Raw genomic sequence first — 11,743 nt, forward strand, 5'->3', positions numbered from 1 at the left:
CACCGTGAGCCTGACCGCTCGGGCCGGCCCACCCCGTACACCTCGGCCGGACCCTCAGGGCTGCCCGCGTACCCAAGACAAGGAACCCGATGTTCACCTTCGACAGCGAAGACGGCGTCCAGATCCACGTGCACGAATGGAAGCCGGACACGCCCCCGCGAGCCGTCGTCCAGATCGCCCACGGCATGGGAGAGCACGCCGGCCGTTACGCCCCACTCGCGGCAGCACTGACCGCTCAGGGCTACGCCGTCTATGCCAACGATCACCGCGGACACGGGCTGAGCAGGCACGCCGAGCCCGGTCATCTCGGGGACGACGGCTGGAACCGACTCGTCGGTGACATGGTCACCCTCACGGAGACCATCCGCGAGCAGCACCCCGGCCTGCCATTGGTGCTGCTCGGACACAGCCTCGGTTCCTTCGCCTCGCAGCAGTACGTCCTGGACCACGCCCACCTGATCGACGCACTCGCCCTCGCCGGTACCACTGCGGTCGACGTCATGCTCGCGGCACAGGCGCAGGAGGCCGCGGAGGGAGGCGACCCGTTCCTCGCGCTCAACGAGGCGTTCCAGCCCAGCCGCACGCCGTTCGACTGGCTCAGCCGGGACGAACCGGCCGTCGACGCCTACCTCGCCGACCCCATGTGCGGCTTCAGCCTCGACGCCCGGGGCATGGCCGACATCACCATCGCCTCGGCGTCACTTGCCCAGCCCAAGGGCATCCCGGCGGATCTGCCCCTGTGCGTCCTGGTCGGGGATCACGACCCGCTGAACGCCGATCTCTCACGCAGCAACCTGCTTGTCGAACGCTACGGCGAGGCCGGCCTCATCGACGTGACCTATCTCGTCTATCCCGAAGCCCGGCACGAGCTGTTCCACGAGACCAACAAACAGGAGATCGTCAGCGACCTGCTGGCCTGGCTGAACCGCGTCCTCGCCCCCTGACCCCGGCGGTGGAGACAGCGTCCCCAGGACCGCGAACGGTGATGGGGCGGGCGGCTGCCAGGCAGCAGACCGCCTCAGGCAGGTTGACCGCCCGGGGCCGCGGCGCTCGCGGCGATGGGAACGAGGTGGCATCGGTGGTGATCAGCTCGGGCGCGGACCGCGGCAGCCGGTGGGTGTCAGGAACCCACCGGCGCCCGGTACCCGACGCGGTGGCGGTCATGGCAGGCGTGGTTGCCTGATCAGCCGGCGTGCGTGGGAGTGGGCGGGTGCGGCCGAGGTTGCCGAGCCAGGCGGCGGACGGCTTGGGGTGTGCGCTCGAAGGTGAGCGGATCGACCGCGATGAGGCCGGAAGTGGGCTTGGAGGAGCCCCACTTCCCCACTCGAACCCACGCCTCGCTTGACGAAAGACATGGAGGCACCCCCCGCCGGGTGGCCAGACAGTAGAGCCTGCGCGTCGCACGGACGGGCACCAGGTCACCCGCCGACCGCGACGTCGAGGCTGCGCACCGTCGAACCCTCGGCCGGCGACGTTCACGGTGCGCGGCGGGCCGCGTCCGTGGAGGGTGGCAGGTCAGTCCGACGTGCGTGCGTGCGACTCCCGGTCATTGCTTCTGGCGAGCGTCTCGGGACGCAGAGCGCGCCGGAGTTCGTCGGCGGTGAGCAGTTCCCGTGCCAGGACCACGTCGGCCACGGGCAGGCTTCTGGCCAGTGCCTCCTGTGCGGCGGCACTGGCCTGCGCGTAGCCGATGACGGGGGTGAGGGCGGTGACGATCCCGATGGTGTTGTGCACGACCGCGCGCAGGTGCTCCCGGTTGGCGGTGATGCCGTTCACGCAGCGGTCGGCCAGCGTCAGGCATCCGGCCTCCAGCTGACCGAGGCTTTCGAACAGGCAGTGGGCGATGACCGGTTCGAAGGCGTTGAGCTGGAGCTGGCCCGCTTCGGCGGCCATGGTGATGGTGATGTCGTTGCCGATGGCCTTGAAGGCGATCTGGTTGACGACCTCGGGGATCACCGGGTTCACCTTGCCGGGCATGATGCTGGAGCCGGCCTGTACGGCGGGGAGGTTGATCTCGCCGAGACCTGCGCGCGGCCCGGAGGACAGCAGACGCAGGTCGTTGCAGGTCTTGGAGAGCTTGACGGCGATGCGCTTGAGCACCCCGGAGAGCTGGACGAACGCTCCGGCGTCCTGGGTGGCCTCCACCAGGTCGGCGGCGGTGGACAGGGGCACACCGGTGATGGTGCTGAGGTGTGCGCAGGCCAGAGCCGCGTAGCGGGGGTGGGAGTTGAGGCCGGTACCGATGGCCGTACCGCCGAGGTTGATCTCCCGGATCAGGGTGGTCGCCTCGGCCAGGCGCTGTTCGTCCTCGGCCAGCATCACCGCGTACGCGCCGAACTCCTGGCCGAGGGTCATGGGTACCGCGTCCTGGAGTTGCGTGCGGCCGGTCTTGACGACGTCGGCGAACTCGTCGGCCTTGGCCCGGAAGGCTTGCCGCAGGGTGGCCATGGCCTGTTGGAGACGGTGAGTGCCTGCCTGCAGGGCCACCTTGACCGCCGTCGGGTATGCGTCGTTGGTGCTCTGCCCGGCGTTCACGTCGTCGAGGGGGTGCAGGTGGTGGTAGTCGCCGCGGTGGTGACCGAGAAGTTCCAGGGCCCTGTTGGCTATGACCTCGTTCGCGTTCATGTTGGTGGAGGTGCCCGCGCCGCCCTGGATGACGTCCACGACGAACTGGTCGTGGAGCTCGCCGGAGCGGATCTCCTCGCAGGCGGCGACGATGGCCTCCGCCTTGTCGGCGTCCAGGAGCCCCAGGTCGCGGTTGGCCAGCGCCGCGGCCTGCTTGACGGCAGCCAACCCGTTGACCAGGTCGCCGTGGGTGGAGATACGGGTGCCGGTGATGGGGAAGTTGTTCATCGCCCGGAGGGTGTGGATGCCGAAGTAGGCGTACCGGGGCACCGGAAGGTCGCCGAGGAGGTCGTGTTCGTACCGGAACTGCTCGTCCATGAAGGGTTGTACTCCTGATCTGGGCGGATCGCCGCTGGTCCTGCCGCCGGCTGCGGGACAGGCCGGCTCAGGGACATGCCTGCGGCGTGGCGGCTGAGTCGGGATCCCCGTCCCCGTGGTCCGATGGGCTGCGGTGGGTCCCGGGGTTCCGCGCCCGCGCCGGTGTCAGAACTGTTTGGCGAGCGCGCTGTCCTCGGCGGCGGACGGCGGTGCGGGCGTGCCCTTGCCGGGCTCGCGCGTCACCTTTCTGCCCTTGCTGACCCGCCGCTGCAGCCAGTGCGCGAACGCGTCGAGCGCCGTGTTGATCGCGATGAATATCGTCGCGACGAGCAGGGCAGCCGGGATCACGTTGGAGAAGTTGGCGGCGATGCCGTTCAGGCCACGGTCGACGAGTTCGTCGTAGCCGACGATGAATCCCAGGGCGGAGTCCTTCAGCAGGACGACGAACTGGCTGACGATGGCCGGCATCATGGCCACGATCGCCTGGGGCATCAGGACGAGCACCATCGTCTGCCCCTTGCGCATGCCAAGCGCCCGTGCGGCCTCCGCCTGGCCCTTGGGAAGGCTGTTCACTCCGGCCCGGAGCGTCTCCGCGATGACCGAACCGTTGTAGAGAGTGAGGCCGAGGACCACGGCGGCGAACGGGGAGACGGTCGTTCCGGTGATCGCGAAGGAGCCGAAGAACGCGCAGAAGATGAGCAGCAGGAGGGGAACGGCCCGGAAGAACTCGACGACAGCTGCGGCGGGCACACGGATCCAAGCGTGTTCGGACATCCGAGCCGTCGCGAAGACCACCCCGAAAGCGCCCGCGAGCACGATCCCCAGCCCTGCGGCCCTGAGAGTGCCTTCCAGGCCCGGCAGGATGAACGTCGCCCAGACGTCGGCGCGCAGCAGGGGCTGCCATTTCTCCGCCGCCCACTGGTCACGCTCGTCGAACAGCGCGTACACCACGTATCCGAGCCAGCCGAAGAAGACGGTGATCACCACCGCCAGCACCCGGTTGCGGATGATTCCCCGGCGGCCGGGGACCTCGTACAGATTCGAGTAGCCGCTCATCGGGCCACCGCCAGGCGACGCGAGAGCCGGCCGAACAGCAGGCCGGTCGGCAGGCACAGCACCACGAAGCCCGCCGCGAAGCCGAGGAAGATCTGGATCACTTGGTCGCCGTAGATCTCGATCATCTCCCGCATCCGGACGGAGGCTTCCGCCACCCCTGCCACGAGGGCGACGGTGGTGTTCTTGGTCAGCGCGATCAGAATGCTTCCGAGCGGCGGGATCACCGCCCGGAACGCCTGGGGCAGAACGACGGAGCCCAGGATCTGACCGAATCCGAGCCCCACCGCCCGGGCCGCCTCCGCCTGCCCGACGGGGACGGTGTTGATGCCCGACCGCAGGGCCTCGCACACGAACGCCGACGTGTACGCGGTCAGGCCGAGGACGGCGAGCCAGTAGTTGTTGACGCTGATCTGTGCGGAGAACTCCACACCGAGATTGGCGCCCACGCCCAGGCTGGTGAACAGCAGGACCAGGGTGAGCGGGGTGTTGCGGGCCACCGTCACGTAGACCTGCGAGGCGGTGCGCAGCACCGGGAGAGGCGAGACGCGCATCCCCGTCAGTACGGTGCCCAGTACGAGTGAGCCGAGCGCGCTGACGGCGGTGAGCCGCAGGGTCATCCAGAACGCGGCGAGGATCGTTGCTCGCTCGGTGAACAGTGCGTCCATCAGTACCTTCAATCGGGGCGGGGCCGGGCGGTGCGGGTGAACGTGCTGCCCGGCGGCCCGCAGTTCGGCGTCGTCGTCAGTACCGCTCGAGGCTCGGGACGGGGAATCCGGAGGCGGAGAGGTTGGCCTTCAGCGCGACGTTCCAGGAGCCGTCGGAAACCATCTCGGCCAGCGCGTCGTTGACGGCCTCCCGGCCCTTCTTGTCGTCCTTCTTCAGCCCGATGCCGTAGTACTCCTTGCTGAAGGGCGAGTCGACCACCCTCAACTTGCCGGGGTGCTGGGCCGCGTAGCCGTGGAGAATGGCGTTGTCGGTGGTGACCGCGTCCAGCTGGCCGCCGAGCACCCGGTCCACGCATGCGGAGTAGGTCCGTTCCTCCTGGAGCTGTACGTCCTCGGCGTACTTGTCCTTGATCAGTTGAGCGGAGGTCGAGCCCGCGACCGAGCACAGCTTCTTGCCGTTGAGCGACTGCGGACCCCTGATGTCCTTGTTGTCCTTGCGGACCAGCAGGTCCTGGCCGACGACCATGTAGGGCCCGGCGAAGGAGACCTTCTGCTTGCGGGCGTCGTTGATGGAATAGGTGGCGACGACCATGTCGACCTGGCCCTGCTGGAGGAACGCCTCCCTGTTGGCCGACACGGCCTCCTTGAAGGTGATGTCCTTCTCGTCGACTCCCAGCTCCTTGGCGACGTACTTGGCGACGTCGATGTCGAAGCCGGTGAAGGTGCCGTCAGGGCTGCGCAGGCCGAGCCCGGGCTGATCGGCCTTCACACCGATGACGAGCTTCTTGTCCTTCGCGGCCCGGTCGACGACGGACGATCCGGTGTCGTCGCCGCCGTTTCCGCAGGCGCCGACGCTCAGTACGACGATCACGGAGGTGAGAGCGACGCTGATCAGTCTCTTGGACATGCTGAATCCTTCATTGGCAGACGGGAAGAGGGTCTGGATGTGCGGGTGCGCCCGGCCCTTGAACGGCCGGCGGGTCCAGGTGTCAGTGGGTGAGGATCTTGGCGAGGAACGATTGGGCTCGTTCGCTGCGCGGGTGGTCGAAGAACTCGTGGGGGGTGTTCTCCTCGACGATCTGGCCGTCGGCCATGAACACGACGCGATCGGCGGCCCGGCGGGCGAAGCCCATCTCGTGCGTCACCACGACCATCGTCATGCCGTCCCGGGCGAGGGCCGTCATCACGTCCAGTACCTCGTTGACCATCTCGGGGTCGAGGGCGGAGGTCGGCTCGTCGAAGAGGATCACCTTCGGGTCCATGGCCAGGGCCCGGGCGATGGCCACCCGCTGCTGCTGTCCTCCGGACAGCTGAGCCGGGTACTTGTGGGCCTGGGCCCCGATACCGACCCGGTCGAGGAGTTCGTGGGCGCGCTGCTCGGCGGCCCTCCTGTTCTGCTTCAGCACCTTGACCGGGGCGAGGGTGACGTTGTCCAGGACGGTCTTGTGGGCGAAGAGGTTGAAGCTCTGGAAGACCATGCCGACTTCGGCGCGCAGTCGTGCCAACTGCCTGCCTTCGGAGGGCAACGGCGTCCCGTCGACGGTGATGGTGCCGGAGTCGATCGTCTCCAGCCGGTTGATGGTGCGGCAGAGCGTGGACTTGCCGGACCCGGAGGGACCGATCAGCACGACGACCTCACCGCCGCTCACGGCCAGGTCGATGTCCTTCAGCACATGCAGGTGCCCGTAGTGCTTGTTGACCTTGTCGAGCACCACCAGGTGGGTGCCCGGCACCGCCCGCCGATGCGGCGCGGACATAACCTCGGTCATGGGAACACGTCCCTCCCTTCCTCGGATTCGCCGGCCGCAGTGCCGTTCTCGGCGGCGATGGCGTCACCGTAGGAGGAGCGCACTGCCGCGAAGGGCTTGTGCGCTTTGTGCTCAGCGGGACGGTGAGGAAGTGGAGGGTGAGGAGGGGGCCAGGGACGGCTTGGCCGTCTTCGCGGACACGCTCATCACGCCGATGGTGTCCCGGAATGCCTCGTCCCAACGGCCGTCGCTCACGTACTGCTGGATCAGCCCGTTGAGATAGTCGCGGAAGTGGGTGTCGCCCTGGCGCACACCGATGCCGTACGGCTCCCTGCCGAACGGCCTGCCGACGAGTCGGACCGTGTCCGGATACTGGCTCATCAGGCCCAGCAGGATGGACTCGTCCGTGCTGATCGCGTCGATCCGCCCGTCGACCAGCGCCGACATGCACTCACTGTAGGTGTCGACGATCACCAGCCGGGCGCGCGAGACCTCGCCCCGCAACCGCTGCGCGGACGTGGAGCCCGCTGCCGTGCACACCTCCCGGCCGGAGAGGTCGGCGAGGTCACGGATGCCCCGTTCATCGCTGCGGACCAGCACGTCCTGCCTGGAGTAGTAGTACGGGTCGGTGAAGTCCACCAGCCGGCGGCGCTCCTTGCTGATCGAGTACGTCGCCACCACGATGTCCACGACACCACGGCGGAGGAAGTCCTCGCGGTTGCGCGGCATGGTCTCGATGAACCGGATGTTGCCCTCGCTGCCGGTGAGGTCCTTCGCCACCATGCGGGCGATCTCCGCGTCGAATCCGGTGATCCGCCCGGTCGAGGGATCCTTGAACCCGAAGAGCGGATGGTCGAACTTGATGCCGACGGTGAACACGCCCCGGTCCTCGATGCGGGCCATGGTCGAGCCCTCGGGGAACCGTGCCCCGGAGTCCGCCCCCGGTAGCCCGCAGGCGCCGAGCACCAGACAGGTCAGCGCGGCCAGTGTCGAGCGGCGGGAGATCATGAATCGCAGAAGCGGTAGCGGTGCTGCGGCCGCCCCGACGACCCGTAGCGCAGGTTCGCCACGACGTCCCCCCGGTCGGCGAGGTACTCGAGATACCGCCTGGCGGTGGCCCTGCTGATACCGACCGCCTCGGCGGTCTCGTGCGCCGACAGGTCCCGTCCCGCGGCGGCCAGCGCGTCGAGCACCACCTGCTCGGTGGCGGGCGAGATGCCGGTGGGACGGACCACAGCGTCGAGGTGCAGGGAACGGAAGACGCGGTCGATCGCGCGCTGCTCCACCAGCTGGCCGCCGGCCGACAGCTGGGCCGACGCTGCCGCGTATCTGAGGAGGGTCTGCTCCACGGTGCCTGTCCGGGCGGGCTTGATCAGGTAGTAGAGGGCGCCGCGCTGCATCGCCGCCTGTACGGCGGCGGACTCCCTCCTGCCCGAGATCACGATGACGTCCGTCGGCGGGTAGTCGGGACGCCGAAGCTGGTGAGCCACGTCCAGGCCGGGTATGTCGGGCAGATGCAGATCAAGGAGCACCAGGCGCGGTGCGAACCGGCGCGTGGCGGCCAGCGCCTCGCGCCCGGTGTGGGCGACGGCCACGACCCGGAACCCGGAGATCCGGTTGACCTGCGCCCGCAGGGCAGTGGTGACGACAGGGTCGTCGTCCACAATGAGAAGGGTTATCTCCTTCGACGCCATCGCCACGCTCCTCGTTTCGGCGACCGTCCAGACGACCCCATAGATTCCCAATCAACGCGGTGTCCCTCGGCATTTTGTGCATTGTGCTCACCGCATATGTCTCTTTCAACCGCTTGACCTACTATTTTCCCTTCCGGCAACCACTCTGTACTACGGCGGCATCTCGATGACTCGTCCGATCACCTGGAGGTGAGCGCACTGGGAGGGCGACTCTCCAGGACCGGGCGGCGTTTCCGGTCGTCCCCGCGCCGCGGTGACAGCGACCGGGGATGGTTGTTCGCGGTCGCCGCGCTGTGGGCCCTGCTCGGCTTGCTGCCGCTCGGGCTGCTGACCTCGACGAGTGTGACGCTGTCCGACCAGGCTGTCCGCAGCGAGGTGCGGGACCGGGTGGAGACGACCGCCGCGGTGAGCCGGGTGGTCGTGGAGCAGCAGATGGGCACGCTGAAGCAGCTCGTCAGCGCCTACGCCCAGCGGCCCGAGATACGCTCCTTGGTCACCTCGGGCAACCGAGCCGCCGCGTCCGGTCTGCCCGACGCGCTGGCGGAGCTGGCCCGGATGCGGCCCGGGATCAGCGGAGTGATCATGGCCGCGCCCGACGGCCGGCTGATCGACGCCCAGCCCTCGCTCAAGCTGTTCCAGGACGTCAGCGGAACCGACTGGTACCGCGCGGTGCGCAACGACATGCAGCCGTACGTGTCGCAGGCGTACACCCCCACCATGCAGGGCGTCTCCCGGGCCGTGGCCGTCGCGGCGCCGATCCCGGGCGAGGACGGCCATGAGCTGCTGGGCATCCTGACCGCCGTCTACAGCCTGGACGCGATCCAGGCGTACGCTTCGGAGGCCGCCGAGGCGCAGGGGATCCGGTTGCTGATCACGGACCGGGCCGGGGTTCTGGTGGCGGACCCGGCGGGTCGGCTGTTCGCGCTCACCTCCCTGCGGGAGGACGCGCGGGTGGACGCGGCACTTGCCGGCCGCAGGGTTTTCACCAACTGGCGCGGTTACGAGGGGCCGGTGCTCTCGGCCTCCGAGCCCATCCCGGGCATCGGCTGGACGGTCACCGCCGAGGTGCCCGCCGCCGAGGCACTGGCCTCCGCGGCGCATCTGCGCAACCGGGTGCTGTTCATGGCCGCCCTGCTCACCGCCTTGATCCTGGCCGGGCTCGGCTTCCAGATCCACACCAGCCGTAGCCGTCGACGGGCGCAACGGACCCTGGCGCGGTACGCGGACGCGCTCGCCACGGCGCGGGACGAGGCGGTGCGGGCCTCGGCCGCCAAGTCCGAGTTCTTGGCCAAGGTCAGCCATGAGATCCGCACGCCGATCAACGGCGTACTGGGCATGAACACCCTCCTTCTCAACACCCGCATGGACGACGAGCAGCGGCACTACGCGAGCACCGTGCAGGAATCGGCACAGAACCTGCTCCGCCTGCTGGACGACTTCCTCGATCTGTCGAAAGTCGAGGCGGGCCACCTGAGGATCGAGAAGGTGGCCTTCGACCTGCCCCGGCTGTGCGACGAGGTCGTGGCCCTGTTCGCTCCGCACGCCTACCGGCAGGGCCTGTGGCTGGCGCTCCACCTGGCCGAGGACCTCCCTCAGCACGTGGTCGGCGATCCCGTCCGGCTCCGGCAGGTGCTGACCAACATCCTCGGCAACGCCATGAAGTTCACCGTCCAGGGCGGGATCGACCTGGAGGTCACCATGGAACCCGACCGTGATCAAGGTGGTCCGTCCACCGTTGACCGGGCGACCTTGCGGTTCACCGTCCGCGACACCGGCATCGGCGTCGGCCCCGAGGACCGGGACCGGGTCTTCGAGACCTTCCGTCGGCTCGACTCCCCCATCACTCGCCGCACCGGCGGCAGCGGGCTGGGGCTTGCCATCAGCCGGCAGCTGGTCGAGCTCATGGGCGGCAGGATCGGGCTGGACAGCGTGAAGGGAGTCGGCAGCCGTTTCTGGGTGACCCTGCCCATGGACGTCCTCGCCCGGACCGCCCCCGCCCACGAGGAACTGAACGGTCGCCGTGTCCTCATCGCCGACGCGGACGAGGAGAACCGGGAGCTGGCGCGCCGCATTCTGTCCGGAGCCGGTCTGGTGGTGGAAGAGACGGCGGACGCTGCCGCAGCCACAGCCGCACTACGGGCCGCGGCAGCCGACCAGTCGCCGTTCGACCTGGCCGTCATCGATCTCCACATGTCACTCGCCGGAAACGGTACGCGTCCGGCCCGGCCCGATGACGACGAGAACGGGTCACTCGCCGACGCCGTCCTCGCCGATCCCGAGCTCCGGGCGACCAACGTCATCGTGCTGATCACTCCGGGACGCACCGGTGCCGCATGGCCTGCCGCTTCCCGGGACAAGGACCGGATCGTCCAGTCGGTGACCCTGCCACTGAGTCGGCGCCGTCTGCTGGCGGCGGCGCAGAACGCGCTCGGCACGGCGGGAGCCCCTGAGCCCCCGGCGCTGCTCCCCCACCAGTACGACGGCGGAGCACCAGATCAGGCCGGCGTCGCGGCACGCCCGGTCCGTGTCCTCGTCGTCGAGGACGACGACGTCAGTTCCCAGGTCGCACGGCTCGTCCTGCAGAAGGCGGGCCACCATGTCGACGTGGTCGACGACGGGCAACGTGCGGTTCGAGCCGTGCTCCGCGACCGGTACGACCTCGTCCTCATGGACTGCCAGCTGCCGGGTCTCGACGGCCTCGCCGCGACGGCCGAGATCAGGCGGTGCCAGGCCGGATCCCAGCGCGTCCCGATCATCGCCATGACGGCGGCGGCCATGCCGGACGACCGGATCCGGTGCATCGAGGCGGGCATGGACGACCACCTCACCAAACCGGTGGACTGGACGCAGGTGCTCACCCGCATCGCCGTCTGGACGGCGGCGGAACCGCCCACCGAATCCGCCGCACCGAACACCTCGGACATACCGGCGGAGCTCGACGGCCTGCCCGCCGACGACATCGCGGACATCGCGGACGCGTTCGCGGCCTCGACCCCCGAGGTCCTCAACCGGCTGCGGGAGGCGCTGAAGACCGGGGACTTCGATGCGGCGCGCCTGTTGGCGCACCGTCTCAAAGGCAGTTGCGCGACCGTGGGAGCCACCCGCGCGGCGGAGCTCTGCCAGGACCTCGAGGCCGCTGCCGAGGCGCGGCGGCCGTGGACGGCTCGTGACGACGCTCCGCTCCCCGCGGTCCTGACGCGGTTGGCGGACGAGATGTACCGGGCCACGCAGGAGTTGCGCAGCCGCTGCTGAGGATGGGTGCACCAACGGCGACTTCGAGGAGTACTGGAAGCATCACCACCAGCGCGACCCGACGGAATCCGGAGCAACGGCGACAGCCCGGCTCGCGTCCTGAATCCGCTGCCCCGATGACACGTATCCGCAGTTCAGAGACGTTGATCGATGGTCAGCCATGTACCGTCTTCATCGACGCGTTCCTTTCCTTGTGGCCCCTGTTCGGCCCTGAGCGTCCTACCGACGGCCGCCCGGACCGCAAGGGCGGGGCTCCTGGCCGTCTGTGCGTCCGCCGCCCGCTAGGGCGCCCCCCGGCCGGCTACTTCGCCTGATCTCTCCTGGACAACTTGAAGGGCCTAGGGCTACGACAAACGCTTCGGGCTGGTCCACGACGACTACAAGG

General features: G+C 68.9%; 9 protein-coding genes. 2 read left to right on the forward strand and 7 right to left on the reverse strand.

Annotated features, from left to right (window positions below):
* Positions 1-89 precede the first annotated feature (89 nt).
* Entirely contained in the window at positions 90-944 is an 855-nt protein-coding gene (locus tag ACZ43N_RS39940) for an alpha/beta hydrolase (RefSeq protein ID WP_468104400.1), read from the forward strand.
* A gap of 571 nt (positions 945-1,515) precedes the next feature.
* On the opposite strand, the gene ACZ43N_RS39945 is transcribed toward ACZ43N_RS39940, so the two are convergent.
* The 7 genes from ACZ43N_RS39945 to ACZ43N_RS39975 form a co-directional block, all read right to left on the reverse strand.
* The gene (locus tag ACZ43N_RS39945) at positions 1,516-2,943 is read right to left on the reverse strand and encodes an aspartate ammonia-lyase (protein ID WP_468104402.1); all 1,428 of its coding nucleotides are present in this window, start codon (positions 2,941-2,943) and stop codon (positions 1,516-1,518) included.
* Positions 2,944-3,108: 165 nt separating this feature from the next.
* The gene (locus ACZ43N_RS39950) at positions 3,109-3,999 is read right to left on the reverse strand and encodes an amino acid ABC transporter permease (protein ID WP_468104403.1); all 891 of its coding nucleotides are present in this window, start codon (positions 3,997-3,999) and stop codon (positions 3,109-3,111) included.
* Complete coding sequence (locus ACZ43N_RS39955; RefSeq protein ID WP_468104405.1) at positions 3,996-4,664, reverse strand: amino acid ABC transporter permease; 669 nt, start codon at positions 4,662-4,664, stop codon at positions 3,996-3,998. The genes ACZ43N_RS39950 and ACZ43N_RS39955 overlap by 4 nt, the downstream gene beginning before the upstream one ends.
* A gap of 76 nt (positions 4,665-4,740) precedes the next feature.
* Positions 4,741-5,571, reverse strand: a complete 831-nt coding sequence (locus ACZ43N_RS39960) for a glutamate ABC transporter substrate-binding protein (RefSeq protein ID WP_468104406.1) — start codon at positions 5,569-5,571, stop codon at positions 4,741-4,743.
* Between the two features lie 82 nt (positions 5,572-5,653).
* Positions 5,654-6,433 carry an amino acid ABC transporter ATP-binding protein gene (locus tag ACZ43N_RS39965; RefSeq protein WP_468104407.1) on the reverse strand — a complete coding sequence of 260 codons (780 nt, stop codon included), beginning with the start codon at positions 6,431-6,433 and terminating at the stop codon, positions 5,654-5,656.
* A gap of 111 nt (positions 6,434-6,544) precedes the next feature.
* A complete protein-coding gene (locus ACZ43N_RS39970; RefSeq protein ID WP_468104408.1) occupies positions 6,545-7,420 on the reverse strand; it encodes a glutamate ABC transporter substrate-binding protein in 876 nt (291 codons plus the stop codon).
* Positions 7,417-8,076 carry a response regulator gene (locus tag ACZ43N_RS39975; RefSeq protein WP_468104409.1) on the reverse strand — a complete coding sequence of 220 codons (660 nt, stop codon included), beginning with the start codon at positions 8,074-8,076 and terminating at the stop codon, positions 7,417-7,419. The genes ACZ43N_RS39970 and ACZ43N_RS39975 overlap by 4 nt, the downstream gene beginning before the upstream one ends.
* Before the next feature lie 219 nt (positions 8,077-8,295).
* Here ACZ43N_RS39975 and ACZ43N_RS39980 point away from each other — a divergent pair, with 219 nt between their 5' ends.
* Complete coding sequence (locus ACZ43N_RS39980) at positions 8,296-11,358, forward strand: hybrid sensor histidine kinase/response regulator (protein ID WP_468104410.1); 3,063 nt, start codon at positions 8,296-8,298, stop codon at positions 11,356-11,358.
* The last annotated feature ends 385 nt before the right edge of the window (positions 11,359-11,743 follow it).

The sequence above is a fragment of the Streptomyces sp. NPDC030814 genome (assembly GCF_055572155.1).

Bases quoted from the DNA above. Each gene is read 5' to 3' on its own strand.
- ACZ43N_RS39940 (WP_468104400.1), top strand. From the start codon at position 90: ATGTTCACCTTCGACAGCGAAGACGGCGTCCAGATCCACGTGCACGAA.
- ACZ43N_RS39945 (WP_468104402.1), bottom strand. From the start codon at position 2,943: ATGGACGAGCAGTTCCGGTACGAACACGACCTCCTCGGCGACCTTCCG.
- ACZ43N_RS39950 (WP_468104403.1), bottom strand. From the start codon at position 3,999: ATGAGCGGCTACTCGAATCTGTACGAGGTCCCCGGCCGCCGGGGAATC.
- ACZ43N_RS39955 (WP_468104405.1), bottom strand. From the start codon at position 4,664: ATGGACGCACTGTTCACCGAGCGAGCAACGATCCTCGCCGCGTTCTGG.
- ACZ43N_RS39960 (WP_468104406.1), bottom strand. From the start codon at position 5,571: ATGTCCAAGAGACTGATCAGCGTCGCTCTCACCTCCGTGATCGTCGTA.
- ACZ43N_RS39965 (WP_468104407.1), bottom strand. From the start codon at position 6,433: ATGACCGAGGTTATGTCCGCGCCGCATCGGCGGGCGGTGCCGGGCACC.
- ACZ43N_RS39970 (WP_468104408.1), bottom strand. From the start codon at position 7,420: ATGATCTCCCGCCGCTCGACACTGGCCGCGCTGACCTGTCTGGTGCTC.